23 protein-coding genes are annotated in these 25,640 nt (G+C 69.1%); 11 read left to right on the top strand and 12 right to left on the bottom strand.

Annotated features, from left to right (window positions below; all coding sequences use genetic code 11):
- The first annotated feature begins 5 nt into the window (after positions 1-5).
- The 3 genes from ACYSM9_RS14415 to ACYSM9_RS14405 all read left to right on the top strand — a co-directional run bounded on the left by ACYSM9_RS14415 (position 6) and on the right by ACYSM9_RS14405 (position 2,957).
- On the top strand, positions 6-434 hold the full coding sequence (locus tag ACYSM9_RS14415) for a metallopeptidase family protein (RefSeq protein ID WP_461857637.1): 429 nt from the start codon (positions 6-8) through the stop codon (positions 432-434).
- A gap of 9 nt (positions 435-443) precedes the next feature.
- On the top strand, positions 444-1,364 hold the full coding sequence (locus ACYSM9_RS14410) for a cation diffusion facilitator family transporter (protein WP_461857636.1): 921 nt from the start codon (positions 444-446) through the stop codon (positions 1,362-1,364).
- Between the two features lie 180 nt (positions 1,365-1,544).
- Positions 1,545-2,957 (top strand): C40 family peptidase, encoded by a 1,413-nt coding sequence (locus ACYSM9_RS14405; protein WP_461857635.1) that lies wholly within the window; start codon positions 1,545-1,547, stop codon positions 2,955-2,957.
- Between the two features lie 50 nt (positions 2,958-3,007).
- Here ACYSM9_RS14405 and ACYSM9_RS14400 read toward each other — a convergent pair whose 3' ends face one another.
- Genes ACYSM9_RS14400 through ACYSM9_RS14380 form a run of 5 tightly spaced genes read right to left on the bottom strand, consistent with a single transcriptional unit; the run spans position 3,008 to position 10,100 of the window.
- The gene (locus ACYSM9_RS14400) at positions 3,008-3,898 is read right to left on the bottom strand and encodes an ABC transporter permease (RefSeq protein WP_461857634.1); all 891 of its coding nucleotides are present in this window, start codon (positions 3,896-3,898) and stop codon (positions 3,008-3,010) included.
- The gene (locus ACYSM9_RS14395) at positions 3,888-4,961 is read right to left on the bottom strand and encodes an ABC transporter ATP-binding protein (RefSeq protein WP_461857633.1); all 1,074 of its coding nucleotides are present in this window, start codon (positions 4,959-4,961) and stop codon (positions 3,888-3,890) included. Before ACYSM9_RS14395 ends, ACYSM9_RS14400 begins: the two co-directional genes overlap by 11 nt.
- Positions 4,962-4,971: 10 nt before the next feature.
- Positions 4,972-6,168, bottom strand: a complete 1,197-nt coding sequence (locus tag ACYSM9_RS14390; protein ID WP_461857632.1) for a LolA family protein — start codon at positions 6,166-6,168, stop codon at positions 4,972-4,974.
- 48 nt (positions 6,169-6,216) lie between these two features.
- Positions 6,217-9,027, bottom strand: a complete 2,811-nt coding sequence (locus ACYSM9_RS14385; RefSeq protein WP_461857631.1) for a PEP/pyruvate-binding domain-containing protein — start codon at positions 9,025-9,027, stop codon at positions 6,217-6,219.
- Between the two features lie 32 nt (positions 9,028-9,059).
- Positions 9,060-10,100 carry a universal stress protein gene (locus ACYSM9_RS14380; protein WP_461857630.1) on the bottom strand — a complete coding sequence of 347 codons (1,041 nt, stop codon included), beginning with the start codon at positions 10,098-10,100 and terminating at the stop codon, positions 9,060-9,062.
- 425 nt (positions 10,101-10,525) lie between these two features.
- Here ACYSM9_RS14380 and ACYSM9_RS14375 point away from each other — a divergent pair, with 425 nt between their 5' ends.
- Positions 10,526-11,149 carry an NAD(P)-binding protein gene (locus ACYSM9_RS14375; RefSeq protein ID WP_461857678.1) on the top strand — a complete coding sequence of 208 codons (624 nt, stop codon included), beginning with the start codon at positions 10,526-10,528 and terminating at the stop codon, positions 11,147-11,149.
- 28 nt (positions 11,150-11,177) lie between these two features.
- Here the strand turns inward: ACYSM9_RS14375 and ACYSM9_RS14370 are convergent, their stop codons facing one another.
- Positions 11,178-11,831, bottom strand: coding sequence for a copper resistance CopC family protein (locus tag ACYSM9_RS14370; RefSeq protein WP_461857629.1), 654 nt, complete (start codon positions 11,829-11,831; stop codon positions 11,178-11,180).
- Positions 11,832-11,942: 111 nt separating this feature from the next.
- On the opposite strand from ACYSM9_RS14370, the gene ACYSM9_RS14365 reads away from it, so the two are divergent.
- Positions 11,943-13,382 (top strand): NCS2 family permease, encoded by a 1,440-nt coding sequence (locus ACYSM9_RS14365; RefSeq protein WP_461857628.1) that lies wholly within the window; start codon positions 11,943-11,945, stop codon positions 13,380-13,382.
- A gap of 65 nt (positions 13,383-13,447) precedes the next feature.
- On the opposite strand, the gene ACYSM9_RS14360 is transcribed toward ACYSM9_RS14365, so the two are convergent.
- Positions 13,448-14,752: a cation:proton antiporter gene (locus ACYSM9_RS14360; protein ID WP_461857627.1), complete on the bottom strand. Its 1,305-nt coding sequence runs from the start codon at positions 14,750-14,752 to the stop codon at positions 13,448-13,450.
- A 202-nt stretch (positions 14,753-14,954) separates the two neighbouring features.
- Between ACYSM9_RS14360 and hutG the strand changes: the two genes are divergently transcribed.
- Entirely contained in the window at positions 14,955-15,905 is a 951-nt protein-coding gene (gene hutG / locus ACYSM9_RS14355; protein ID WP_461857626.1) for a formimidoylglutamase, read from the top strand.
- A 39-nt stretch (positions 15,906-15,944) separates the two neighbouring features.
- On the opposite strand, the gene ACYSM9_RS14350 is transcribed toward hutG, so the two are convergent.
- Together ACYSM9_RS14350 and ACYSM9_RS14345 are read right to left on the bottom strand one after the other, a co-directional pair.
- Entirely contained in the window at positions 15,945-16,625 is a 681-nt protein-coding gene (locus tag ACYSM9_RS14350; RefSeq protein WP_461857625.1) for a response regulator, read from the bottom strand.
- On the bottom strand, positions 16,622-18,202 hold the full coding sequence (locus tag ACYSM9_RS14345; RefSeq protein ID WP_461857677.1) for a sensor histidine kinase: 1,581 nt from the start codon (positions 18,200-18,202) through the stop codon (positions 16,622-16,624). Before ACYSM9_RS14345 ends, ACYSM9_RS14350 begins: the two co-directional genes overlap by 4 nt.
- 241 nt (positions 18,203-18,443) lie before the next feature.
- On the opposite strand from ACYSM9_RS14345, the gene ACYSM9_RS14340 reads away from it, so the two are divergent.
- Genes ACYSM9_RS14340 through ACYSM9_RS14325 form a run of 4 tightly spaced genes read left to right on the top strand, consistent with a single transcriptional unit; the run spans position 18,444 to position 21,924 of the window.
- Positions 18,444-19,454, top strand: a complete 1,011-nt coding sequence (locus ACYSM9_RS14340; RefSeq protein WP_461857624.1) for a Bug family tripartite tricarboxylate transporter substrate binding protein — start codon at positions 18,444-18,446, stop codon at positions 19,452-19,454.
- On the top strand, positions 19,451-19,954 hold the full coding sequence (locus ACYSM9_RS14335; protein WP_461857623.1) for a tripartite tricarboxylate transporter TctB family protein: 504 nt from the start codon (positions 19,451-19,453) through the stop codon (positions 19,952-19,954). The genes ACYSM9_RS14340 and ACYSM9_RS14335 overlap by 4 nt, the downstream gene beginning before the upstream one ends.
- Positions 19,955-21,493, top strand: a complete 1,539-nt coding sequence (locus tag ACYSM9_RS14330; RefSeq protein WP_461857622.1) for a tripartite tricarboxylate transporter permease — start codon at positions 19,955-19,957, stop codon at positions 21,491-21,493. It abuts the gene before it with no gap.
- 38 nt (positions 21,494-21,531) lie between these two features.
- Positions 21,532-21,924, top strand: coding sequence for a universal stress protein (locus ACYSM9_RS14325; RefSeq protein WP_461857621.1), 393 nt, complete (start codon positions 21,532-21,534; stop codon positions 21,922-21,924).
- 11 nt (positions 21,925-21,935) lie between these two features.
- On the opposite strand, the gene ACYSM9_RS14320 is transcribed toward ACYSM9_RS14325, so the two are convergent.
- Positions 21,936-22,817, bottom strand: a complete 882-nt coding sequence (locus tag ACYSM9_RS14320) for a fumarylacetoacetate hydrolase family protein (protein WP_461857620.1) — start codon at positions 22,815-22,817, stop codon at positions 21,936-21,938.
- A gap of 202 nt (positions 22,818-23,019) precedes the next feature.
- Between ACYSM9_RS14320 and ACYSM9_RS14315 the strand changes: the two genes are divergently transcribed.
- A complete protein-coding gene (locus tag ACYSM9_RS14315) occupies positions 23,020-23,280 on the top strand; it encodes a hypothetical protein (RefSeq protein ID WP_461857619.1) in 261 nt (86 codons plus the stop codon).
- Between the two features lie 110 nt (positions 23,281-23,390).
- Here the strand turns inward: ACYSM9_RS14315 and ACYSM9_RS14310 are convergent, their stop codons facing one another.
- Both ACYSM9_RS14310 and hutH read right to left on the bottom strand, forming a co-directional pair.
- Positions 23,391-23,636 carry a hypothetical protein gene (locus ACYSM9_RS14310; protein ID WP_461857618.1) on the bottom strand — a complete coding sequence of 82 codons (246 nt, stop codon included), beginning with the start codon at positions 23,634-23,636 and terminating at the stop codon, positions 23,391-23,393.
- Between the two features lie 162 nt (positions 23,637-23,798).
- Positions 23,799-25,391 carry a histidine ammonia-lyase gene (hutH, locus tag ACYSM9_RS14305; protein WP_461857617.1) on the bottom strand — a complete coding sequence of 531 codons (1,593 nt, stop codon included), beginning with the start codon at positions 25,389-25,391 and terminating at the stop codon, positions 23,799-23,801.
- Between the last annotated feature and the right edge of the window lie 249 nt (positions 25,392-25,640).

Here is a 25,640-nt window from a genome sequence, read left to right as displayed (position 1 = left end):
GGGGTATGCCAGCCAGCCTCCCGCCGGGCCTGCCCATCATTCCTGACGGTCCGCACGAGCCCTCAGCTTTCAGCATGTCAGCCGACGAGTTCGAAGCCGCCGTCCGGGACGCCCTCCACAGCATCCCGGAGAAGCTGGCCCGCGCCATGGACAACGTGGCCGTCTTCATCGAGGACGACTACGTCGCGGGGCCTGGAGAGGACCCCGATACCGTGCTGTTGGGACTGTACGAGGGGGTCCCGCTGACCGAACGCGATTCCTGGTGGGACGCCGGTTCCCTCCCGGACCGCATCACCATCTTCCGCGAACCCGTCCTGGAGATCTGCGCGTCGCGGGATGACGTCATCCATGAAGTGGCCGTGACAGTGGTCCACGAGATCGCCCACCACTTCGGCATTTCGGACGAGCGGCTCCACCAGCTGGGCTGGGGCTAGCCTGTAAGCATGGGACACGACCACAGCCACGCGCACGGCATCACCGCCACCGGCAGGCACCGGAAGCGGCTGGTGGCGGTCCTGTCGATCACGCTGGGCGTCGTCGTAATCCAGATTGCCGGCGCCGTCCTGTCCGGGTCGCTTTCCCTGCTGGCGGACGCCGGCCACATGCTTTCCGACGCGGCAGGCGTCACCATCGCCCTGCTGGCGGCGTGGATCGCCGGCCGGCCGGCCAGCGACCAGCGGACCTACGGCTACCAGCGCGCCGAGGTGCTCGCCGCGCTGGCCAACGCGCTGATCCTGATCGTGATCGCCGTCGTTATTTTCACCGAGGCCATCCGGCGCTTCGGGGCACCGCCGGAAGTGCAGACGGACATCATGCTCTTTGCCGCAGTCCTCGGCGCCGTGGCCAACCTGGCGTCGCTGCTGATCCTGCGCGGGGCACGGGACGAAAGCTTGAACGTCCGGGGCGCCTACCTCGAAGTGCTCGGCGACCTCCTGGGATCGGCCGCCGTCATCGTCGCCGCGGTGGTCATCATGCTCACGGGTTTCGAGGCGGCAGACACCATCGCTTCGGTCCTGATTGCCCTGCTGATCCTGCCGCGGGCCTGGAGCCTGCTGCGGGATGTGGTGGACGTCCTGCTCGAGGCCAGCCCGAAGGGTGTGGAGGTGCAGATGATCCGCGAGCACATCCTGTCCGTCGAGGGCGTCACCGACGTCCATGACATCCACATCTGGACCATCACATCAGGGGTCCCGGTCTTCTCCGCCCACGTCGTGGTGGAGGATGGCGTGCTCAATGCCCGGGGCGCCGACCAGCTCCTGGACAAACTGGTCAGCTGCCTGGGCAGCCATTTCGACACCGACCACTGCACGTTCCAGCTGGAGCCGGCCAGCCATTCCGAGCACGAGGCGCACCAGCACGCCTGAGCCGCGACACGCTGCCCTTACGTCCGCGCTAATGACACGCTTGTGGTTTATGTTATTGATGTGACTGTTGTTGCCAAAGTGCAAACGCTCACGTAACCTCGGACTGCTGGCGGGCAGCTCAGGGCACACGTGTGCCCCATCCAGGACCTCCCAGCCTCTACCGTTGCGAGGTCTCTTCACATGGCTTTACCCGGGTCGGGACGCAGGACGGCCGTGCTGTGCGCCGCCGTCGTACTCTTCGCAACTGTGGCACCGCCCGCGGCGGCCGTACCGGGACCGCTCTTTTCCCGGACTGTGCCGGCGTCGCCCGAGATCCCTTCGCCGGAGGACATTGCGGCAGCGAAGGCCAGCGAGGCCGCCACGGCAGGCCAGGTGACGGAGATCGAGCGCATCCTGGCCGGTGCAGCAGCCAGCCAGCAGGCCGCCTTTGCCGTGGCGATGCAGGCCAACAACGCCTACAGCGAGGCGCTGGTGGAGCTGCAGCAGCGCACCGACGCGGCCTCGCTCGCTGCAGCGCGGGCTTCCACTGCCCGTGAGCAGCAGGACAAAGCCCGGAAGCAGGTAGGGCAGCTGGCCGGGGACCTGTACCGCAACGGCGGCCTCAATCCCACCCTCGGGACCCTTGCCAGCGGCGGCGAAAGTCTGCAGCAGGCCGCCACGCTCCAGGCGCTCTCTGCCAGCCGCAGCCGTGCTTTTGAAACCGCAGACGCGGCGGCTGCGGCGTACCGCTCGCTCACCGCCGCCGCCGAGGACGCCACCAAAGCCGCTGACGACGCCGCCAGGACTGCGGAGCAGCGCAAGACGCAGGCGGAGCAGGCCAACGCCGCCCAGGCCAAGGCCGTTGCCGATGCGAAGGCGCAGCGTACTGTCCTGGTGGACCAGCTGGCACAGCTTCGCAACACCACGGTGGCACTGGAGTCCGCCCGCGTGGATGCCCTGGACCGGCAGCGGGAAGAGGAGCGGCTGGCCGCCTTGTCGGCGGCCGCCGACAGGGCGGCGCAGGACCAAAGGGGCGGTCGTGCAGCAGCGCCGCAACAGTCCACCGGCTCAGGCGCTGCGCCGGCACCTGCTGCACCTGCTCCGGCTGCGCCGGTGCCGGACGCCCCGGCAGCCCCACCCGCTGCCGCACCCGCCCCCGCGCCCCCGCCGGCCCCTGCCCCCGCACCGGCCCCCGCCCCCGCGCCCGCGCCGGCCCCTGCACCCGCGCCGTCGACCGGCAGCGGCTCGTACGAGGTGGCAATTTCAGTTGCCATGGGCAAGGTGGGGGCGCCGTACTTCTACCAGTGGGGCGGCACGGGCCTGTACGGCTTTGACTGCTCCGGGCTGGTCCAGAACGCCTTCGCCGCCGCCGGGACCTACCTGCCGCGCACGGCCACCCAGCAGTACGCCGCAGCACCTGTCCACGTCCCCATCTCCCAGGCCCGCCGCGGCGACCTGCTGGTATGGGGTTCGCCCGGCAGTTTCTACCACGTGGCCATCTACCTGGGGAACGGGCAGGTGGTGCAGGCGCTGAATCCGCAGGAAGGCATCACGGTGTCAGCCATCAGCTCGATGGTGGGCATGGACCTCTACCCGTACGCGGCCCGCTACTGAACCCGGTAACCAGGCGGCTGAACCCAGTAACGGCGCGCCGGACCGGCCCCTCAGCTCAGGATGTCCTTGCTGGTGAAGCGGCCGTAGGCGAGCGTGCCGAACACCACGATGTAGCCCGCCTGGAGCAGGGCGTTGCTGCCCAACGAGTCCCACAGCAAGGGCTGGCGCAACATGTCGCCGAACCCCAGCCAGTAATGGCTGAACAGCCACGGATGCAGCCACTCCAGCTGCGGCAACTGGTCCAGTACCTGCGAAACCACCGATACCACCACCGTGGCCGCCATCGCGCCCACGGGAACCACCGTCAAGGTGGACAGGAAGAGCCCCACCGCCGACAGGCCCGCCAGGGACACCGCAAGATAGGCGGCGATCAGCACGATGCGCAGGGCGGCCTCGGAGGGTTGGACCACTCCCCCGGAGAGAAGCGTCACCGGGCCCACCGGGAAGAGTGCCGCCCCGATGGCCGCCCCGGCGACACCCACGGTCAGGGGCGCCACCACGCAGAAGGCCAGCGCGCCGGCGTACTTGACCAGGAGCAGCCGCACCCGGCCGGCCGGTGCCACCAACAGGTACCGCAGGGTCCCCAGGTTCGCCTCCCCCGCGATGGTGTCCCCGGCCACCACGCCCACCGCGAGCGGCATGAACAGCGGCACGGACACCAGCATGGCTGTGAACGCCACGAACAGGCCGTTTTGGGTGATCCGGTCGAGGAACGCAGGGCCGCGGCCGGGTGCCACCCCGGAGGAAACCCGCACGGCAACCGCGATGAGCACAGGGATGGCGGCCAGCGCCAGCAGCAGGGCCCAGGTCCGCCGCCGCCCGAACAGGACCTTCAGTTCCGAGCCCAGCAGTGAGAACCCGGAGCGGCGGGGCGCGGCTGGGGATCGGGTTGTTGCCGCTGCCGCGGCATCCGGCGTGTCGGCGGGTACGCTACTGGGCAACGTCGAATCCTTCCCCGGTGAGGGCAACAAAGCGGTCCTCCAGGCTTTCGCGTTCGACGGCGAAGCCCCGGACCCGGACGCCGGCGCGGACAAGGCGCGCCACCACTTCCTCCGGGAGGACCACGGCCCCCGGGTCGCGGCCGTCCTGGCCGTCCGGCCTGTCCATCCCGCCCTGCCCGCTCATCCTGCCCAGCGCTTTCATCCCGTCCAGCGCCGCGACAATGCTTTCGCCGTCGGGTTGCCCCGGCGCCGTCGCAGCCCCGCCCCCCGCGCCAGTTGCCGGCTGCGGGTCCAGGCCGAGGCCTGCCAGCACCTGCCGTGCGGCGCCGCCGTCGGGGGTCACCAGCCGGATCCGCGCCGTACCGGCCTGGCGCAGCCCGGCCAGCGGGCCCTGGGCCACCAGCCTGCCGGCGCTCATCACCGCCGCGTGGGTACACATCTGGTCCACCTCCGCGAGCAGGTGGCTGGAAACGAACACGGTGGTACCTTCGTGGGCCAGCGACCGCACCAGGTTCCGCACCTCCCGCGTCCCCTGCGGGTCCAGTCCGTTGGTGGGTTCGTCCAGCACCAGCAGGTCCCGTGGTGACAGCAGGGCGTTTGCTATCCCCAGGCGCTGCTTCATCCCCAGGGAGTAGGCATGCACGCGTTTGGCCGCTGCATGTCCCAGGCCCACCCGTTCCAGGGCCCGGTCCACCCTCGCCTTGCGCGTTGCCGGGACGGTGTGCGGACTGGCGGAGTCCAGCCGGTGGAGGTTCGCCGCGCCGGACAGGAAGGGATAGAACGCGGGGCCCTCCACCAAGGCGCCGACGCGTGGCAACACCTCATGGAGCCTGCGCGGCATCTCCACGCCGAGCAGGCTCACCGTACCGGCAGAGGCGCCCGCAAGGCCCAGCAGCATCCGGATGGTGGTGGTCTTGCCTGACCCGTTGGGTCCCAGGAAGCCGAACACGGTTCCATGCGGGACGGCAAGGTCCACGCCGTCGACTGCCAGCTGCTGCCCGAACCGCTTGCTCAGGCCATGTGTCTCGATCGCCAGGCCGGCGGAGTCCGCGGCGGCGCTCACTGTGCCGCGCTCACTGTGCCGCAGCCGCTGCGGCCTGCAGCCTCTCCGGCGGCACCATCCCGGCGAAGATGCGTCCGTCGTCGGTAATGAGCACGTTCAGCAGGGCGGTGGAGAGCAGGTGTCCGCCGGGAACGACGACGGCGGCCTGGGACAGGAGCGGATCCTGCAGCAGCGCCTCGGCCGGTGAGCCGGATGACGCTTGGGCGGGCAGGCCCACCACGGTGTCCCAGCCCTTGCCGGTCACCACGACGTGGCCCTTGGCCGTCATCTGCGCAAGGAGTTGTTCGGGCGTGATGGCCATGCCGGGTTCGTGGACGCTGGCGGGCAGGTGCTGCTTGTCCGGGACCTGGATTTCCTTGACGCTGCTGCCTGGCGGTGGAGCGAAGGTGAACAGCGACGGGTCCGGGGCCTCCAGGGAGAGGCTGCTGAAGCCGGTCCGGAAGGCGGGCTGGTCCGCTCCGCGGGCGGTCACCTGGACGGAGAGGGGCATGCCGTTCCTCCCGTCGACGGCGATGGCCACGCGGCCCACGAGGGTCGCATCCGTGCGCGGTTCAAGGACCAGGTTGTAGGCAGCCCGGCCCGCGACTGCTACGTCCGGTCCCACCGTGACGGAGGTGGTGGGCTCGACCTTGGCCAGGAACTGCTGTGCCAGGTCGCCGGGTGTGGGCATCGCAGGCATGTCCCGGCCGCCGTCCGGACGGGCGTGGTCGGCGGTGTGCGCCGGGAGGGTGAGGTGGGCGGCGCTGTTGTCCTTCGATGAGTAGAACCAGACGTCGTTGCCGTGGTGGACGACGTCCCGTTCGGCCAGCTGGTCCACCATCTGCAGCCGGGCGTTGTCCTTGCCGTCCACGTAGACGCGGGCCGTGTGGTCGCCGGACAGCAGCTCGATCACCGACGCTGCACCGCCGGTGGCGGCCGGCCCGGCCGTCTTACCGGCCGCCGGCAGTTCGGGCAGGCCGAGTTCGGAAGACTGCTCCACGGTCCCGGAGAAGGAACGCACCTGGTGGGTTCCCAGCAGTTCCAGCACCTGCGCCGGGGTCTTGGCGGGAAGGGGATCGCCGGCACGTGCGGGGATGGAGCCGGCCAGGACACCCGCGGCGATCACCGCCGGCGCCGCGACGGCAGGAAGCCACCGCAGCCATGCCCGGCGGCCCGGGCCGCTGCCCTGTTGAAGCCGATCAGTGGAATCCGGTCCGTTGGAGCCCATAGCTCAAGCGTACGCCCGTGCCGGCGGGTCCATACCCGCCCCAGGCCCCTAATCCTGGAGCGCGGCGGAGCGCTCCGGCACCACGGTTCCGGAGCCGCCGTCGACCGTTATTGTTTGTCCGGTCGCTATGGCAATCGTGGCGTCCGCCACGCCTACGACGGCAGGGATGCCGTATTCCCGGGCCACGACCGCGCCGTGCGAATTGGGCCCGCCCATCTCCATCACCAGGCCCCCGGCGGTCAGGAACAGCGGTGTCCATCCGGGGTCCGTGGACGGGGCAACCAGGATTTCCCCCGGCTCCAGGCGCGCGCCCACTGGGTCCAGGATGACGCGGGCAACACCGGTCACCGTTCCTGCGGAGGCCGGGCTGCCGGTGAGGGTTCCTTCGGCTGCGCTTACGACGGCGGTCCGCACCGCTTCGGGTTCCGTTCCGTCCGAGAGCAGCACACGGGGGATGTGCCGGCGCCCGAGCTCGCGGTCGTAGTCTTCCCGCCGCGCCGCCACGAGTGCCCGGAAGTCCGGGAACGCCGTACCCGCGTTCGCGGAGTTCCCCGAGTCCCCGGAGGGCCCGGTCAGCGCGTGCCGGGCTTCGTCGAACCCCAGGAAGAACACGTCATCCGGCTGTTCGAGGCTGCCGGAGTCCGCAAGTGCCCGCCCCACCAGCAGCATCTGCCGGCGGACCTCCCCCAGGCCTCCCACCAGCTGGTACTTGGGCAGCTCCCGGAGGCCCGCGAACAGCCTCGCCCTGCGCAGCGCGCCCCGCACCAACATTCCACGCAGCCTGCCGCGGGCGGCGGCACGGGCGGCGAGCCGGTCCACCTGGGCTTCCGCTTCCTCGGCTGCCTTGCTGAACTGGACATCGGGCGCGAGGGCCGGGTTGTCCAGCCGCAGGTAGTTGGCCAGGATGCCCAGGATGTGCGCTGGGTCCTCCGACCAGCGCGGCTGCCCGACGTCGATTTCGGCCACCGCCCGGTGGCCGTACCGTTCCAGGAACCGGGTCAGCCCGGCATCCAGGCGGGCGGGCAGCTGCCCTGCCCGGAAAGCCTCCGCCAGGAGGGCGGGGTCGCCGGACATGAGGGTGGTGCGTGACTGGGCATCGTCCCGGATTGCCTCAGCGAGGTGCCACAGCTCCAGGTCCATCTGCGTGGTGATGTTGTTCGGCAGGCCCCGGATCACCGGCTGCAGGTCATCCCACGGGCCGCCGAGCAGTTTCCCCGCAACGCCCAGCATCGCGAACCCTGCGGCGGGCAGGGGAAGGATGGCCGGAATGATCTGGAAAAGGCGCGACCCCAGCAGTGATTCGGCGTGGTCGAGCCGTGCCAGCGGGCCGGCTTCGCCGCCCAGTGCCAGGGAAGCGTCGAAGTCCCGGGTGAAGCGGTCCAGCCGCCGGAGGGCAGCCTCGGGCCGTGCCAGCGCGCGCAGGAGGGTGGCCGGGACTTTGGCGCGGGCCGCCACCGGCCCCACGTGGTGCAGCAGCCCGAACGGTGTCCGGCTGGTCACCGAGAAGGCCGGGTCCTCGAAGAGCTGCCGCATGACCGCCGCCGTCCGGGCCTCCATGATGTCGAAAACCCTGGGAACGATCCGCCGGCCCACTGCGCTGCGGAGCGGAGTGGTGAAGTCGATATAGATCCGCTGCCCGGCCTCGGCGTAGGGCGACGGTCCGCGGCGCGGATCCGGCACCGGGAAACCGGCCGCCGTGGCGACGGAGGAGGCAATGAGGCGGATAGCGGCGAGGCCCATGGGCGTGAGCGGCCGGGTGAGCCCCTGGGCGAGGCTGAAACAGAGGTAGGCCCTGGTCCCGCCCGCGGACCCATGGCTCCCGGCCCCGTTGGTCCCGGCCCCGTTGCGTTGGGGGACCGGGTACAGCGTGGTGATCGGCCTGGACTGGGTAAGCCACAGGGTGCCGGCGCCGTCGATGGCCCACTCAGTGTCCTGCGGGGCACCGAAGTGCGCTTCGGCCTGCTGCCCGAGCCGCACAAGTCCTGCCACCTGGCTATCGGCCAGGCAGGGAGCGTCACCGGCCCCCGGCGACTCCCGGACCTCCGTCCCGCCCCCGGGAAGGGGGCGGACTTCCCTGCCCTTGGCGCCGATTTTCCGTTCCAGCACCTTGCCGGTGAGTGCGTCCACCACGAAATGGTCAGGATTGACCGCCCCGGAGACTACCGCTTCGCCCAGGCCAGGGCTGGCATCGATAACGGTCTGCCGCCGGCTGCCGGTGAGCGGATTCGCCGTGAACATAACGCCTGCCGTGTCCGCGTCCACCATCCGCTGGACCACGACGGCAAGGGCTACTCCGGCAGGATCGATCCCAAGGCTCGCCCGGTACGCGGTGGCCCGGTCCGTCCACAGCGAGGCCCAGCATTTCTGGACGGCGTCGAGCAGGGCAGGCACGCCCACGATGTTGAGATAGGTGTCCTGCTGGCCGGCGAAGCTTGCAAAAGGCAGGTCTTCGGCGGTGGCGGAGGACCGGACCGCCACCGGCACATCGTGCCCAAGTGCCGCATAGGCCTGCGCCACCGCCTCTGAAACGGCCGCCGGAAACGGGGCTGCGAGGATGGCGGCCCGGGCCGCCCCCGCCAGGGCCCCGACGTCGGGCATCTCTGTGGCGGCACCTGTTCCGGTGTGCAGGGCGGCGTAGACGCGCGCCAGGCCGGGAAGCAAGGCTCCGGAACCGGAGACCGCCTGCCGGTACGCGCTGGTCGTCAGGCAGAAACCGTCCGGGACGGGCAGCCCGGCGGCAAGCAGTTCCCCCAGGTTGGCTGCCTTGCCGCCCACCAGCCCAAGCATGCCGGCGTTGAGCCGGCGCAAATCCAGGACAAGCCCCTCTGGCTCGTCACCGGGCGTCCCGTGCCGCTGCATGTCCGCGGTTTCCTGGCCTCAACGTGGGCGGGTCAGGCCGCGTCTCCGAGGATCGGCCCGAAGCGGGCGCGGTCGGCAAGGCGCGGGTCTTCGCGGTCCGGGACCACCATGACGGGGCCTTTGGCGTGGTGCAGGACGCCGTCGGAGGTTGAGCCGAGGAGCATGCCGGTGAAGCCGCCGCGGCCGCGGGTGCCCAACACCACGAGTTCCACGTGCCGGCTTTCCTCCACCAGCACGTCCACTGGTGAGCCGTCCTTGAGTTCGTAGTCGGCCTGGAGGCGCGGGTAGTGGCTTCGAAGCCACGCCATGCCGGCGTCCAGGGTGACCCGGATGTCGTCGAACAGGGCCTTGCGGTCCATCGGGGCGGGGACCCAGGCGAGGGAGCCGCTGTACTGGGGCACAGCGCAGACAACGCGGAGGGCGGCCCCGAGCCGCACGGCCTGGTCGGCGGCCTCCAGGACGGCGACGCGCGCCTGTTCGGAGCCGTCGACGCCGACCACCACGACGTTCTCCACCTGCCGGTGCCCGGTTTTGGCCTGCTCAGCCTTGATGCGCCGATCCTCGGTGGTTTCGCCGAGCCGGTCGGAACAGAACAACGGGACGGTGACGGTGGGGCATTTGGCGTGTGCGGGCAGGGCGCTGCTCACCGAGCCCAGGAGCCTGCCCACGAAGCCGCCGCGGCCACGGGTGCCCACCACGAGCAGTTCGGCGCTTCCGGACATCTCCAGCAGCACTCCGGCGGCGTCGCCGTTTTCCACGGAGGAACTGACGTCGACGTCGTAGCCGGCAACCTTGTCCACGGCCTGCCGGGCAATGGCCTCGGCTCCTTCACGGATGACGGAGTCGTCCACCGTGGCGTAGCCGCCGTCCAGGCCGGACGCCGCAAAGATCGGTACGGAGTACGCGGTGACGATATGCAGGGGACGACGGCGGCGCTGGGCTTCGCGCGCGGCCCACACCAGGGCGCACTGGCCGTGTTCGGAGCCGTCGACGCCTACGACGATGCCTTCGGGAGCGGCCGGTGCACCACCACCGTCCCGCGCCGGGTCCGGATGCAACTCTTGTGCGCCCATGGGGGCCGCCTCCTCGCGTTACTGCCTGATGTTGCGGCTATTCTGCCAGAAAACGGGCCGCTCTCCGTGCATCCCGTCCCCGGCCGGAGCCACGGTGAAAAGTCCGCCTTCCAGTGCCCACTATTCTCCGAAGCAAACGGCTTAGCAAGCGTGGCCAGGCCGGGAAAAGGGGGTTATCCACAGCCTTCGGCGCGGTGCGCGGAAAGCGCCTTCACCCCGTCAAGATTGTTTGCGTTTCGGGCTACCCACGGCCGCGATTGTTCTGTAGTCTTCAGGACATTGTTGGTCCGGGACGCCGACTGCCACTTCCTGTCAGCGCGCGCCCGGACCTGCGCTGCGGCCGTGCTTGGGGGCACCGGCAGGCGCGCCGGCGAGGATGCCGGCACCTGATGAAGCTTCGAAGGAGGGAAACTGTAGTGTCAAGCATGCCTGGGAGTGCCGGGACCGAACAGACCACCACTGTCATCATCGGCACAGGCCTGTCAGGGCTGGCCGTGGCGGCTGAGCTGCGGCGCCGCGGGGTGGACTCCATCGTGGTGGACGGACTGGACCTGCTGGGCGCCGGGCAGCCGGCCAACACGACTTCGCTGCAGCGCTGCGACGCAGCAGATTCCGATACCCTCCGCGAGCGCAACGAGATCCTGCGCCACCTGCGCAACTACGCAGCCAGCCACAGCGTGGACGTCCGGAATACAACCCGCGCCGTCCAGCTCACCATGCTGGACGCCCCGGACGGGGCCGGTGCACCACAATGGCAGGTGCACACCCCCACCGGCATCCTGGTGGCGGACCACATCGTTCTGACCCGCTGCGCCCACAGCCAGTTGCGCCGCATGATCAGCGACTTCGGCCTGGCGGTGGGCCGGAACGTGGCAGCCGCCATGCGGGCCATCGGCATTTACCTGGTGGGAGTGGGAGAACTGATCACGCCCTCGCCCAAGGAAGTCCTGCGCCAGGCCAAGACCGTGGGCCAGGCGATCTCCGCCAAGGTCAATCCGCACGGCGGCGGCTTCCCGGCGACGGGAAGCCTTGCGGTGTTGGGCTGCTGACGGCCGCGCCGGATCCCGCCGCCGCGGGTTACTCCCCGTCTTCCTTGTCCGCGCCGCCGTTGTCCTCGCCGCCGTTCCCGTTGTCTCCGGTGAGCCGGCGCCTGGCAAGGATGCCGAGGGCGGCGAGCAGGCCCACTGCGACGGCCGCGAAGATCACGATGCTCCATTGGAACGGCTCGCCCGCGCTGGCAGGCGCGGAGGGCTCCTCCGTCACCCCGGGCCGGGCGGTGCCCATGCCCGGGACTGTTCCCGCCGTCGTCGGACTTCCTGCGGTCCTCTGCCCGGATGCGCCCGCTGCCCCGGAGGCCGCGGTGAAGCTGAAGGTCCCCTCGATGGGGTGTGAATCGGAACTGACCACGCGCCACGCAACTGTGTATGCGCCCGCCGGGCCACCGGGCCGAAGCTTCTGCGTGGCCACGTTGTCCACGATCTGCACCGGCCCGTCGGCCCACTCGGTGCCGGACGCGTCCTTGACCGAGAAGGACGAGCCGATCCCCAGTGGCTTGTTGCCGAACGTCACCGACACCTCGTCCGGCGGTGCCGCGAGTGTTGCGCCCTGGGCCGGGCTCGTGGACTCGGCGGCGTCATGCGCGGCGGCCGGACCTGCCAGGCCCAGGACCGACGCGGCAAGGAAGATGGCCCCGAGCACCAGGCTCAGCAACGGGCGGCAGGTGGAACGCATGCGTGGACTGCTCCTTGTGTTGGCTTCCTTACAGACTAGGCGAATCTGCCTGCCCCGCCGGTGCCGCTCCCTTAGGATGCAGGTATCCCCACACACTTCCCCGGAGGACTAATGCTTAAGCAAGGCTCTGCCCTGGACCGCTATTTCAGGGTCACCGAGCGCGGTTCCAACCTTTCCCGCGAGATCCGCGGCGGGTTCGCCACCTTCTTCGCCATGAGCTACATCGTGGTATTGAACCCCCTGATCCTGTCCGGGCCGGACTCCGGCGGCACCACGCTGGGCTTCACCGCCGTGGCAGCGGTGACTGCCTTCGTCGCCGGCCTGCTCACCATCCTCATGGGGGCCTGGGGACGGCATCCGTTCGCGCTGGCCACGGGCCTGGGCGTCAACGCCTTCGTGGCGGTCACCGTGGCCACGAATCCCGGCCTGACGTGGCCGGACATGATGGGCCTGGTGGTCCTGTCCGGCGTCACCATGCTGATCCTGGTCCTTACCGGTTTCCGTACCGCCGTTTTCAAGGCCGTTCCTGACGGGCTGAAGACCGCCATCGTGGTGGGCATCGGCCTGTTCATTGCCCTGATCGGCCTGGTGAATGCAGGGTTCGTGCGCCGTATTCCGGACGTGGCAGGAACCACTGTCCCCGTGGGCCTGGGCTTCGAGGGCAAGCTCCTGGGCTGGCCCACCGCTGTGTTCGTGTTCGGCCTGGTCCTGACCATCGCCCTGGTGGTGCGGAAGATCAAGGGCGCCATCCTGATCGGCATCATCACCTCCACCGTGCTGTCCGTCATCCTGGAACTGACCCTGCACATCGGGCCCAGCTTCGACGGCAAGAACTTCAACCCGCAGGGCTGGTCCCTGGTGGCGCCCGCCTTCTCCGGCTGGGCGGCCCCCGACCTTTCCCTGATCGGCAAAGCCAACCCGTTCGGCGCGTTCGAGCACCTGGGCTTCGTGGCCGCCACGCTGCTGGCCTTCGTCATCCTGCTCAGCATCTTCTTCGACGCCATGGGCACCATGGTGGGCCTGGCCAACGAGGCCGGCACGGTGGACGAGCACGGCAACATCCCCGACGTCGACCGGGTGCTCCAGGTGGACGCGCTCGGCGCCATCATCGGCGGCGGCGCGTCCGTCTCCTCCAACCAGATCTATGTGGAAGCCGGTGCCGGCATCGGCGAGGGCGCCCGGACGGGCATCGCCTCCATCGTCACCGGCCTGCTGTTCCTGGTGGCCATGTTCTTCACCCCGCTGATCAACCTCGTCCCGTTCGAGGCCGTGGCCCCGGCCCTGGTGGTGGTGGGCTTCATGATGGTGTCCCAGGTGGGCAAGATTGACTGGCAGGACTGGGGCATCGCGATCCCGGCCTTCCTGACCTTCACCCTGATGCCGTTCACGTACTCCATCGCCAACGGCCTGGGCGCCGGCTTCATTGCCTACGTCCTGATCCGCACCGTGCAGGGCCGCGTCAAGGACATCCACCCGCTGATGTGGGCCGTGGCAGCGGCGTTCGCACTGTTCTTCGCCATCGGGCCGATCGAGGCCGCGCTGGGCATGTAGTTGCGCTGGCACCAAAAGGCCAGCCCGAAGGGCCGGGGCGGCAACCGCCGCCCCGGCCCTTCGCGCTATACAGGCGTATTCGGGGCAAGCCCTTCGTCCCCGGACACCGCAATCGCCTTCTTTTGGCGCAGCCGGTCCAGCCGGTTCATCAGCGGCGACGTGGTGGCACCGTGGATCACGATGGAAAGTGCAACCACCAGCCCCACGAACGACCAGAGCCACTGCCCCTGGTCCGCGAAGTGGCCCTCGTCCAGCGCAAACGCCAGGTAGTACAGGGAGCCGATCCCGCGGATGCCGAAGAACGACAACGCGATGCGTTCCCGCGGCCCGGTCCTGCCGCCCAGCAGCCCCACCCAGCCAGCCAGCGGCCGGACCACCAGCAGGAACGCCAGCGCCACCAGCAACTCCGCGGGGCCGACGCCGGCGAGCAGGCCACGGGCAATGGCGCCGCCGAGCAGGACAAGGATCACCACGGTCAGGAGCCGCTCAAGCTGCTCGACGTAGGAGTGCAGCACCCGGTGGTAGCCGTGGGTGCGCTCGGCGGCACGGATGGTCAGGGCGCAGACGAAGACCGCCACGAAGCCGTACCCCTCCACCATTTCGGTCAGCCCGTATGCCAGGAACGTTGCCGACAGGGCCACGAAACCCTCCGAATGGTTGGACAGCCGCAGGCTTTCCCGGCGCGCCGAAAAGAACAGCATCGCCAGCAGCTTTCCGGTCAGGAAGCCCACCAGCAGGCCCAGGGCCAGCCGCCACACCACATCCAGTCCCAGCCAGCCGGCAAACCAGCCGGAGGATGATCCGCCGGCAACGCTGATGGCGATGGCAAGGTACACGAACGGGAAGGCGAGCCCGTCGTTGAGGCCGGCCTCGGACGTGAGCCCGAAGCGGACCTCGTCCTCCTTGTCGGCGTCTTCGTCGTGGTCGGCGGGTTCACCCACCTGCACTTCCGAGGCCAGGACGGGATCGGTGGGCGCCAGGGCGGAGGCCACGAGCAGAGCCGCGCCCAGGCCCAGTCCCAGGAGCCACATGCCCAGCAGCGTCAGGCCAAGGATGCACAGCGGCATGGCGATCCCCAGCAGCCGCCACGTGGTGCCCCAGCGCCTGCGGCCGACGGGCCGGTCCAGGGCCAGCCCGGCGCCCATCAGCGAAACGATGACGCAGATCTCGGCCAGGTGCATCACGAAGTTGCCGTGCTCCGTGGGGTCCGGGTTGGGGAGCGATGGAATCAGCGCGAACGCGGCCATGCCCGCGCCGAGGAAGACCATGGGCATGGACAGGGGCATGTCGCGCAGCAGCTTCGGCAGGACGGCGGCGACGAACACCGCCACCCCGGCTGCGGCGAAAAGAATGTCAGGGGCTTCAAACATGGGCTCTCCAGCCGTTGTTGCGTGGTCCGGCGCAGCAGGGCCACGCTGACGCGGGCGGACTGGTCCCACCCTATCCCCCGCACCCATCGGACCGGGCTGTTCCGCGGCAACGGCCGGCCGCTTTGAACAGGTTTCTTGGATTCCGGACAGGACGACGGCGGCGGTGCTGGTTTTCGTCCGGGCCATGCGGTGAGCTTGAGGCATGGCTTTCACGCTCCCCGCCGCCGACGTCCCGCCTCAGCCCTGGACCGGGAGGTTCGACGGCGACGGCCCGGAACACCGCCGCTGGTGGCAGGCGGTGGGTCCGGTCGATGCCGCGGCACCCGCACCGGGCCGCAGGCCTGTGGCCTTGCTGGGCTTCGCGAGTGACGAAGGGGTGCGGCGCAACAAGGGGCGCACCGGCGCGGCCGCCGCTCCCGCCGCGATCCGCAGGGCACTTGGCCCCCTGGCGTTCCATCTGGACCGCACGGTATCCGACGCCGGCGACGTCGTGGTCGACGGCGATGCACTGGAAGCGGGGCAGGAACGGCTTGGCGGGCTTGTGGCTGCCCTGCTCGACGCCGGCCACCTGACCGTTGTCCTCGGCGGTGGCCACGAGACCGCCTACGCCAGCTACCTCGGGGCCAGCGCTTCCGCCGCGGTTCAAGGCGGGCAGCGGCTGGGCGTCCTCAACCTCGATGCGCACTTCGACCTGCGTGACGAAGCCGTTCCCAGCTCCGGGACGCCGTTCCTGCAAATGGCCCGCGCCGAAGCCGACGCAGGGCGCGAATTCCGCTACGCCGTCGTCGGCATCTCGGAGCCGAACAACACGCAGGTCCTGTTCGACACCGCGGACACGCTGGACGTCCGGTACCTGCTGGACGAAGACTGCGACGCTGACCGGGTCCGCGACTTCGTGGCGGGCTTCCTGGCGGACATCGACGTCCTCTACCTGACCATTGACCTGGACGTGCTGCCTGCCGCCGTGGCACCCGGCGTCAGCGCCCCCGCAGCGTACGGAGTGCCGCTGCCGGTCATCACGGCCGTATGCAGGCAGGTGGCGCAGAGCGGAAAGCTGCTGCACCTTGACGTGGCCGAGCTGAACCCGCACTTCGACATCGACGGCCGCACCGCCAAAACCGCTGCGCGGCTGCTGGATACCCTGCTGCGCTGACCCGGCTTCGTACGCGCCGGCTCCCCACGGGTGCCCAGGTCAGGCGCCTTTCAGCAGGTACCTGCGCTCCGGCCGTCCCACGCCGTACTTGAGCCGCACCTCGGCAAGCCCTTCGTCATACAGGTACTCAAGGTACCGGCGGGCGCTGACGCGGGAGGTACCCAGCTCCTCCGCCACCTCAGCTGCCGACAGGTCTCCGGCGGCAGCATGCAGCGCGGCCTCCACCAGTTTCAGCGTCTCGATGCTGCAGCCCTTAGGCAGCGGGCGCCCGCCCTGGGCCGCGGAACGGTCCACACCGAAGACCCGGTTCACGTCGGACTGCTCCGCCACGTCCTTGGCGGCATCCAAACCCTGGTAGGCGCTGCGGTAATGCTCCAGCCGCTCCTGGAAATCCGTCTGCGAAAAGGGCTTGATCAGGTAGTGGACGATGCCCCCGCGCAGCGCCTTGCGTACGGTCTCCACCTCGCGCGCGGCGCTGATCACCAGGACATCCAGCTCGGGTGCAACCTCCCGCAACCGGTGCATCAGGTCCAGCCCGTTGATGTCCGGCAGGTGGATGTCCAGCAGCACCAGGTCCGGCTGCAGCCGCTGTGTTTCCGCCACCGCCTGGGCGCCCGTATGTGCCGCGCCCACCACCGTGAAGCCCGGGGTGCGCTGGATAAACCCGGCGTGCACCTTGGCCACCATGAAGTCGTCATCGACGATCAGGACCTTGATCATGTCTTGCTTTTGCTTCCTTTCAGCACGGCGGTGAAGACTGCGCCGTGGTCGTTGGCCACCGTGAGGTTCCCGCCGCTGCGGCGGCACACCACCCGGGAGAGGGCCAGGCCGAAGCCGCGGCTGCCCGCCGGGCCGGGGTCCTTGGTGGTGAAGCCCTGGCGGAAAATGGTCTCTGCCGACGGTCCGGGAACACCTGGCCCGGTATCGCGCACGGTGACTATGACGTTTCCGCCCTGCCTGCCGTCCACGCGCACCGTGACGGTTGGCTCCGGAAGCCCGGTGACGGCGTCGAACGCGTTGTCCACCAGGTTCCCCACCACGGTGGTGAGGTCGCGGGACATCTCGTCGTCCACCTTCTCCAGCGCGGAACCGGGGTCCAGCTGCAGGACCGCGCCGCGCTCGGTGGCCAGGCTGGACTTGGCGATCAGCAGGGCAGCGAGCGCGGGATCCTTGATCCGGCTGGTGACCTCGTCGTTGAGCCGGGTGCGATCGAGCGTGGCGCCGTTGACGAATTGGACCACGGAATCGTATTCGCCGATCTGGATCAGGCCGGAGATGACGTGCAGCTGGTTGGCGAACTCATGGGCCTGGGCCCGGAGCGTGTCAGTTGCCGTGCGGGTGTTGCCGAGCTCCCGCTCCAGCTCGGACAGCTCCGTGCGGTCGCGCAGCGTGGTCACCGAGCCGATCACCCGGCCGCGGGACTGGATGGGCACCCGGTTCATCACCACCAGCCGGTCCCCGACGAGCACCAGCTGGTCCGGCCCGGGCTGTTCCCGGGTGAGGACTTCCTTCAGGGCGGGCTCGACGGCGAGGCTGGCCACCCGTTTGCCGACGCAGTCCTCCGGCAGCCCCAGCAGGGACCGCGCACTGCCGTTGGCCACGGTGATCCGTTCATGCGGGTCCAGGGCCACCACGCCTTCCTTCAGGCCCTGCAGCATGGCCTCGCGGTTCTCCACCAGGCCGGTGATCTCGCTGGGTTCCATGCCCAGGGTCTGCCGCTTGACCCGGCGCGAGAGCAGGAGGGAGCCGGCGACGCCGAGGACACTGGCCACTCCGAGGTAGGTGAGGAGGTTGGGGACGGCATCGCCGAGCCGTTCCAGGACTGTGGGATAGTTGCGGCTGATGGAGGCGATCCCGATCATGTGCCCGGTGTCGTCGAGGACCGGGACGTGCGCGGACAGGAGCGGGGTGGCCGCCCCGCCCACCACTCCCGTCCAGGCCCGGCCCTCCATCACCCTGCTGGCACCGAGCTCCAGCGGCTGCCCCAGGAGGCTGGGATCCGAGGACGCCACCACGGTGCGGTCAATCGTGGCCAGTGCCACCTGCGACGAGCCGGAGACGATCCGCACCGACTCTGCCACGGCGGGAAGGACTGCCCCGCCCCGTGGCCCGGCATCGGGAAGGAGTTCGCGCACAGTGGGGTTCCCGCCGAGCGCTTCCGCTGCCGAAAGGGCGCGCCGGCCCTCGATGCGTTCAAACGCCGCCGCCGACTGGGCCAGCGAGATGGCAACCACTCCCACCAGGACTGCCAGGACGATCAGCAACTGCAGCAGAAGGTACTGCCCCGCGAGGGACATTCCTCGTCGTCGAGTCACAATGGTCTTTCCTGGAGGTTTGGTGGGTGGTACCGGGAACTATATCCCACAGGCTCCGGACGGGGCTTTGTGGGGTCCCGGAAACGTGAACGCAATGAACACAACTTTCTCTGCGTACACAAGAGTGACCGCCGTCACTGCCGCCCCTAGCATCGGAAAGCACAGGGCATCGGGCCCACAAGTCAGCCGATGCTGACCAGATGTTGATGAGAAGAGGAACACCATGCGCCAGATCCGCGCATTGCGAGTCGCCGCCGTCGCCGCCGGCCTCGCCCTGATGGCCACCGGCTGCGGTGCCACCGGCAAGAGCTCCACGGGTTCGGAAAGCACCGGCGCTGCCGCCGGTCCCATCACCGGCCTGCAGATCATGGTCCCCAACACCCCGGGCGGCGGCTACGACACCACCGCACGCGCCGCCGCGAAGGTCCTCGACGACGAGAAGATCGCCACCAACACCGAGGTCTTCAACCTGGCCGGCGCCGGTGGCACTGTGGGCCTGGCCCGCGTGGTCAACGAAAAGGGCAACGGCGACCTGGCCATGCTCATGGGCCTGGGCGTCGTGGGTGCCAGCTACACCAACAAGTCAGAATCCAAGCTGACGGACACCACACCGCTGGCGCGCCTGATCGAAGAGCCGGGCGCCATCATGGTCAGCAAGGACTCCCCCTACAAGACCATCGACGACCTGGTCACGGCCTGGAAGGCCGACCCCGGCTCGATCGCCGTCGGCGGCGGCTCCTCCCCCGGCGGACCCGACCACCTGCTTCCCATGCAGCTCGCCGGCGCCGTGGGCATCGACGCCACCAAGGTCAACTTCGTTTCCTACGACGGCGGCGGCGACCTGCTTCCCGCGATCCTCGGCAACAAGCTCGGCTTCGCAGCCTCCGGTGCCGGCGAGTACCTGAAGCAGATCGAATCCGGTGAGGTCCGCGTCCTTGCCACCAGCGGCGAAAAGCGGCTGGACGGCGTGGACGCCCCGACGCTGAAGGAATCCAACATCGACCTGGTGTTCACCAACTGGCGCGGCGTCGTGGCCCCTCCGGGCATCAGCGACAAGGACAAGGCTGCCCTGATCGCCGCCCTCGAGAAGATGCACGGCACCGACGGCTGGAAGGAAGCGCTGAAGACCCACAGCTGGACCGACGCCTTCATCACCGGTGACCAGTTCAAGACCTTCCTCACCGAGCAGGACAAGCGGGTGGCGGACGTCCTGACCAAGCTTGGGTTGGCGTGACCTCCCTGACCACAGGCCTGAAAGGCCGCTCCGAGCTGGGAGTCGCACTCCTGCTCGGGGCGGCCGGCGTCATGGTCTTCCTGGACGCCAACGGCCTGGTAACCCCTTACTCGAAGTCCGATCCTGTTGGGCCCAAGACCGTCCCGTTCATCGTGGCGGGCATGCTGGTGGTCTGCGCGGTGCTGCTGGCCATCAACGTGCTGCGCGGCGGCAGGGGCGAAGCTGAGGGCGGCGAGGACGTCGACCTGACCCACCCTGCGGACTGGAAGACCATCCTGCCGCTGGCGGGCGCCTTCGTTGCGAACATCCTGCTCATCGATTGGGCGGGCTGGGTTATCTCCGGGACCGTCCTGTTTTGGGGCAGCGTCCTGGCCCTCGGCAGCCGCCGCTACATCCGCGACGGGCTGATCTCCGTGGCCTTGTCCCTGCTCACCTTCTACGGCTTCTACCTCGGCCTGGGCATCGCACTGCCGGCCGGCCTCCTGGAAGGAATCCTCTAAATGGACGTCTGGTCCTCCTTGATGGACGGTTTCGCCACCGCCCTGACCCCCATGAATTTCCTGTACGCCGTCATCGGCGTCATCCTGGGCACCGCCGTCGGCGTCCTCCCCGGACTGGGCCCGGCCATGACCGTGGCCCTGCTGCTGCCGGTCACCTACGCACTGGAACCCACCAGCGCCTTCATCATGTTCGCCGGCATCTACTACGGCGGCATGTACGGCGGCTCCACCACCTCCATCCTGCTTAATACCCCCGGCGAATCGTCGTCGGTGGTCACCGCCATTGAAGGCAACAAGATGGCCAAGGCGGGCCGGGCGGCGCAGGCGCTGGCGACGGCGGCCATCGGCTCGTTCGTCGCGGGCACCATCGGCACGGCGCTGCTGGCCGTCTGCGCACCGATCGTGGTGAAGTTCGCCGTCAGCCTCGGCGCGCCCAGCTACTTCGCCATCATGGTCCTCGCCCTGCTGGCCGTCACCGCCGTGCTGGGCTCCTCCCGGCTGCGCGGTTTCGCATCCCTGGGCCTTGGGCTGGCCATCGGCCTGGTGGGCATGGACTCAGTCACCGGCCAGCGCCGCCTGACCTTCGGCCAGCCGCTCCTGGCGGACGGCCTGGACATCGTGGTGGTGGCCGTGGCCATCTTCGCCGTGGGCGAGGCCCTCTGGGTGGCCGCGCACCTGCGCCGCACTCCCCTGCACGCCATCCCGGTGGGCCAGCCGTGGATGGGCAAGTCCGACTGGAAGCGCTCCTGGAAGCCGTGGCTCCGCGGTACCGCCTTTGGCTTCCCGTTCGGCGCGCTGCCTGCAGGTGGCGCCGAGATCCCCACGTTCCTCTCCTATGTCACTGAAAAGCGCCTCAGCAAGCACCCGGAAGAGTTCGGCAAGGGTGCCATCGAAGGTGTGGCTGGCCCGGAAGCAGCCAACAACGCTGCGGCCGCCGGCACGCTGACCCCGATGCTGGCGCTGGGCCTGCCCACCAATGCCACCGCAGCCGTGATGCTGGCCGCCTTCACCTCGTATGGCATCCAGCCGGGTCCGCAGCTGTTCTCCAGCCAAGGCCCCTTGGTATGGGCGCTGATCGCCAGCCTGTTCATCGGCAACCTGTTGCTCCTGCTGATCAACCTGCCGCTGGCACCAATGTGGGCAAAACTCCTGCAGCTCCCCCGCCCGTACCTCTACGCGGGCATCCTGTTCTTCGCCACGCTGGGCGCCTACTCGGTGAACCTGCAGGCGTTCGACCTGGTGATCCTGCTGATCCTGGGCGCGCTCGGGTTCATGATGCGGCGCTTCGGGCTCCCTGTTCTGCCGCTCATCCTCGGTGTGATCCTGGGCCCGCGCATCGAAGGGCAGCTGCGCAAGACGCTCCAGCTGAGCGCCGGCGACCCGGCGGGACTGTTCAGCGAGCCGATCGCCGTCGGCATCTATGTCATCATTGGGCTCATCCTGGTGTGGCCCTTGGCCTACAAGCTGATCCGCCGCAACCGTCCGGCGCGCAGTTCCTTGGTTCCGGCCAATTCCGGGGCAGCCGACTACAGCGAGTAATCGCCATCCACCGACCACCAGCAGAAACAGGAGAGACCATGACCATTGTGGTGGGATACGTCCCGACCCCGGAAGGCGAAGCCGCCCTCACCCAGGCCATCACCGAGGCCCGGAACCGCAACAGCAAGCTGCTGGTGATCAACTCCTCCAAGGGTGACGCGCCAGTGGACAACCGGTTCGCCCAGGAAGGCGACATCCAGGGTATTGAGGAACGCCTGGCCACCCAGGGCATCAACCACGAGATCAAGCAGCCGGTCCGTGGGCACGATGCCGCCGCGGAGGTGCTGGACGCCGCCGAGGAGCACAACGCGGAGCTCATTGTGATCGGGCTCCGGCGCCGCACCCCTGTGGGCAAGCTGATCATGGGCAGCACGTCGCAGCGCATCCTGCTCGAGGCCGACTGCCCGGTCCTGGCGGTCAAGGCGGGCTAAGCGCCCTGGGGTCAGGCGAGAGGGGCCGGCTGCGCCTGGAACAGTTCCTGGCGCTGCCGGCCCAGTCCCCCGACCTCCACCTCCACCACGTCCCCGGGCTGCAGGTAGGGGAACCGGCCACTCAGGGCCACGCCTTCGGGCGTCCCGGTGAGGATCACGTCGCCGGGCTCAAGCCGCATGTACTGGCTGCAGTGGTGGACCAGCGTGGCGGCGTCGAAGATCAGCTCCGAGGAGGAGGAATCCTGGCGCGGCTCGCCGTTGACCCAGCTGCGCAGGGGGAGCCTGCCGGCATCGGCGTCTTCCGCGGGAACCAGCCAAGGACCGAGGGGAGTTGAGCCGGGAAGGGACTTGCCCTTGGTCCACTGCCCGCCGGCTCCCGGCAGTTGGTATTCCCGTTCCGAGAGGTCATTGGCCGTGACGTAGCCGGCGATGCACGCCGGGGCATCCTCCACCGCTGCGAGGTAGCTGGCCTCCCGGCCGATCACAATCCCCAGTTCCACTTCCCAGTCGAACCGGGTTGAACCCGGCGGAACCGGGGCGGGATCGAAGGGCCCGGTAACGGTGTTGCTGGGTTTGAGGAACACCACCGGAACCGCGGGCGGCTCGGCTCCGGATTCGGCGGCATGGGCGGCATAGTTCATTCCAATGCCCACCACCGACCCCGGCCGGGCCACCGGGGATCCAACCCGGAGGCTTGCGGCGTTCTCCAGGACCGGCAAGCTGCCGGCCGCCAGGGCGTCGCCGACCTTTGCCAGGCCGCCCGCCGCGAGGAAGGCACCATCCACGTCGGCAGTGAGGGGAAGCAGGCTGAAGTAGCGGCGGGAGCCGTCCGGCGCGGCGACCATCACGGCGGGCTGCTCGTTGCCGCTTTCGCCCAGGCGCATAAGTTTCATCCGGATTCTCCTTCGGTGGTAGCGTCACTCCGGCAGGCCGGCGGGGCCTTGGTTCCATGGTGGTTGATGCGGGCAACGCCTGCCGAAAATGCCGATTATGACTGGTCCTTGGAACCCTGAATTGGGCAGATATCTGACATATGCCGGGAACAGTCGGTAGAATGGTGCTGCCCTTAGGCAGGAAACACAGAAAGTTCAGCACATGAGTACAGCCACTTTGGAGCGCCTCCCGGCCGCTGCCGAGCCCGTCGAAGCACCGGCGGCCCGGTCCATCAGCCTGGAATTCTCCAGCGCCAGCGAGGTGCACGCCGGGCTGGAAGGTGCGGTTGCGGAGCTGATCGAGGTGGCAGCGAAGGAAGCCGCCTGCGGCATCCTTGTCACCCGGATCCACCCCGGACGCTACACCGTCGCCCTGGACGAATCAGTACCTTTCGGCGAGACGTACGAGTCCATCGCCGCCTGATCCGTGCGCGCCTGCCAGGCGTTGGGCCGCCGGCCACACGCCTGCCAGCAAAAAATCCCCGCACTGCCGGAAGGCAGTGCGGGGATTTTTCGATAGTGCCGGCGGGACCGCTAGCCGCGGCGGACCTGGACGCCGTCGGATTTGAGGAAGAGCTCCTTGTCCGCCGAACCTGACGGGCCGGCCGGCACGAGCCACAGGACGTTTCCGCTCTGCGACACCTCTTCCACCTCCCCGGCTGCCACCACATGCGCATGCTTGATGATCTCGACACGGTCCCCGGCCTGGAGGGATTTCCAGTCGGCCACCGTAGCGGAATGGGCATTGCGCCTGGACAGGACTGCCCCACGTGCTTTCATTTGAACTTCTACCCCTTTGTATCGTTCTGCCGCCACAGCTTCGTTGATGTGACTTTCACTACATCTTCAGTTCTACTACACTCCCGGCACCGCGGCGGGCCGCGGCGCCGGAAATTCCACTCCCTGGACTGAAGCGAAACAGCAGCTGAAGATCCTTCGGTTTCAGGCGAGGGAGCCGACGGCGGATTCGGCCGCCGCGCACACCTCACCGGAGGCGACCAGGCGGTCCGCCGCTTCGAGTTCGGGTGACAGGAACCGGTCCGTTCCCGGCCCCTCCACCACGTTCCGCAGCGCGGCCACCACGGCGGCGCCCGCCGGGCCGGGAACCAGTTCCCCGCCGGAGAGCTGGGTCCGGATGTCCAGGGCCCGCGCCGAGGTCACCAGCTCGATGGCCAGGACACGGCGCAGGTTCTCCACTGCCTTGCGCAGCTTCCGTGCAGCGTGCCACCCCATGGACACGTGGTCCTCCTGCATGGCCGAGCTGGGGATGGAATCCACGGATGCCGGTACGGCCAGCCGCTTGTTGTCCGAGACCAGCCCCGCCTGGGTGTACTGGGCGATCATCAGGCCCGAGTCCACGCCGGGATCGGCCGCGAGGAACGCGGGCAGCCCATGGGAACGTGCCGGGTCCAGCATCCTGTCCGTGCGGCGTTCGGCAATGGAGCTAAGGTCCGCGACGGCGATGGCCAGGTAGTCCAGGACGTACGCCACGGGAGCGCCGTGGAAGTTGCCGTTGGAGCTGACGCGCCCGTCCGGCAGGACCACGGGGTTGTCGATGGCCGCCGCAAGCTCGCGGGTGGCCACCAGTTCGGCATGGTCGACGGTGTCGCGGACTGCTCCGGCGACCTGCGGGGCGCAGCGCAGCGAGTAGGCGTCCTGGACCCGGGAGTCCCCCACCTTGTGGGAAGCGACGATGGGCGAGTCCGAGAGCACGCGCAGCATGTTATCGGCGCTGGCCGCCTGGCCCGGGTGGGGACGCAGGGCGGCGTGCAGTTCCGGCAGGAACACCTGGTCGGTGCCCAGCAGCGCCTCGACGCTGAGCGCGGCGGTGATGTCCGCCGTCGTCAGCAGCCGGCGGAGGTCAGCAATGGCCATCAGCAGCATGCCCAGCATGCCCTCGGTGCCGTTGACCAGCGCCAGCCCTTCCTTCTCCGCGAGGGTGACCGGCTCAATGCCGTGCTCCGCCAGCAGCTCAGCGACGGGCCGCTCTCCGCGCCCGCCGTACCTCACGCCGTCGGGCCCTTCCGCCTCACCCTCGCCCATCAGCACCAGGGCGCAGTGCGACAGCGGGGCGAGGTCGCCGGAACAGCCGAGGGAGCCGAACTCGCGGACCACCGGGGTGATGCCGGCGTTGAGGACATCCACCATGGTCTGCAGGACCACCGGCCGGACGCCGGTCCGGCCGGACGCCAGGGTCTTGGCGCGCAGGAACATGATGCCGCGGACCACTTCGCGTTCCACGGCCGGCCCCATGCCCGCGGCGTGGCTGCGGATCAGGGACTTCTGCAGCTGGGTGCGCAGGTCGTTGGGAATGTGGCGGTTGGCCAGTGCGCCGAAGCCGGTGGAGATGCCGTAGGCAGGGGTGTCGCTGGAAGCGAGGCTGTCGATGTGGGCACGCACCTTGGCGACGGTGTCCAGGGCGTCCTGCGAGATGGTCACCTTGGCGTCGTGGCGCGCGACGGCGAGCACATCCTCGGCGGTGACGCCCGCCGGGCCCAGGGTAACGGTCAGCGGTTCGTGGGTAATCGTAGTCATTGGAGATTCCTTGAAAGAGATTCCATCGACTGCTCCGTAACGGCCCTTTTGAAGGCCCAAAACGGCAGTTACGGAGCAATCGATGAGGGTGGTGGCCGGGTCAGCGGGTTTCTGGGGCCACGCGGGCAGGGTTCCCTGGCCGAGCTTGCGAGGTCAGGGGGTCCGTGGGGAGCATGGGGATGCGGACTCCGCGCTCCTTGGCGACGTCGAGGGCGCGTTCGTAGCCGGCGTCGGCGTGGCGGATGACGC

This window comes from Arthrobacter sp. C152, assembly GCF_054890965.1.
The sequence above is the reverse complement of the archived record's forward strand: the minus strand, read 5'-3'. Positions and strand labels throughout refer to the sequence as shown.

Coding starts and splice junctions, on each gene's coding strand:
- ACYSM9_RS14415 (WP_461857637.1), top strand. CDS start 6: ATGCCAGCCAGCCTCCCGCCGGGCCTGCCCATCATTCCTGACGGTCCG.
- ACYSM9_RS14410 (WP_461857636.1), top strand. CDS start 444: ATGGGACACGACCACAGCCACGCGCACGGCATCACCGCCACCGGCAGG.
- ACYSM9_RS14405 (WP_461857635.1), top strand. CDS start 1,545: ATGGCTTTACCCGGGTCGGGACGCAGGACGGCCGTGCTGTGCGCCGCC.
- ACYSM9_RS14390 (WP_461857632.1), bottom strand. CDS start 6,168: ATGGGCTCCAACGGACCGGATTCCACTGATCGGCTTCAACAGGGCAGC.
- ACYSM9_RS14385 (WP_461857631.1), bottom strand. CDS start 9,027: ATGCAGCGGCACGGGACGCCCGGTGACGAGCCAGAGGGGCTTGTCCTG.
- ACYSM9_RS14380 (WP_461857630.1), bottom strand. CDS start 10,100: ATGGGCGCACAAGAGTTGCATCCGGACCCGGCGCGGGACGGTGGTGGT.
- ACYSM9_RS14375 (WP_461857678.1), top strand. CDS start 10,526: ATGCCTGGGAGTGCCGGGACCGAACAGACCACCACTGTCATCATCGGC.
- ACYSM9_RS14370 (WP_461857629.1), bottom strand. CDS start 11,831: ATGCGTTCCACCTGCCGCCCGTTGCTGAGCCTGGTGCTCGGGGCCATC.
- ACYSM9_RS14365 (WP_461857628.1), top strand. CDS start 11,943: ATGCTTAAGCAAGGCTCTGCCCTGGACCGCTATTTCAGGGTCACCGAG.
- ACYSM9_RS14360 (WP_461857627.1), bottom strand. CDS start 14,752: ATGTTTGAAGCCCCTGACATTCTTTTCGCCGCAGCCGGGGTGGCGGTG.
- hutG (WP_461857626.1), top strand. CDS start 14,955: ATGGCTTTCACGCTCCCCGCCGCCGACGTCCCGCCTCAGCCCTGGACC.
- ACYSM9_RS14350 (WP_461857625.1), bottom strand. CDS start 16,625: ATGATCAAGGTCCTGATCGTCGATGACGACTTCATGGTGGCCAAGGTG.
- ACYSM9_RS14345 (WP_461857677.1), bottom strand. CDS start 18,202: ATGTCCCTCGCGGGGCAGTACCTTCTGCTGCAGTTGCTGATCGTCCTG.
- ACYSM9_RS14340 (WP_461857624.1), top strand. CDS start 18,444: ATGCGCCAGATCCGCGCATTGCGAGTCGCCGCCGTCGCCGCCGGCCTC.
- ACYSM9_RS14330 (WP_461857622.1), top strand. CDS start 19,955: ATGGACGTCTGGTCCTCCTTGATGGACGGTTTCGCCACCGCCCTGACC.
- ACYSM9_RS14325 (WP_461857621.1), top strand. CDS start 21,532: ATGACCATTGTGGTGGGATACGTCCCGACCCCGGAAGGCGAAGCCGCC.
- ACYSM9_RS14320 (WP_461857620.1), bottom strand. CDS start 22,817: ATGAAACTTATGCGCCTGGGCGAAAGCGGCAACGAGCAGCCCGCCGTG.
- ACYSM9_RS14315 (WP_461857619.1), top strand. CDS start 23,020: ATGAGTACAGCCACTTTGGAGCGCCTCCCGGCCGCTGCCGAGCCCGTC.
- ACYSM9_RS14310 (WP_461857618.1), bottom strand. CDS start 23,636: ATGAAAGCACGTGGGGCAGTCCTGTCCAGGCGCAATGCCCATTCCGCT.
- hutH (WP_461857617.1), bottom strand. CDS start 25,391: ATGACTACGATTACCCACGAACCGCTGACCGTTACCCTGGGCCCGGCG.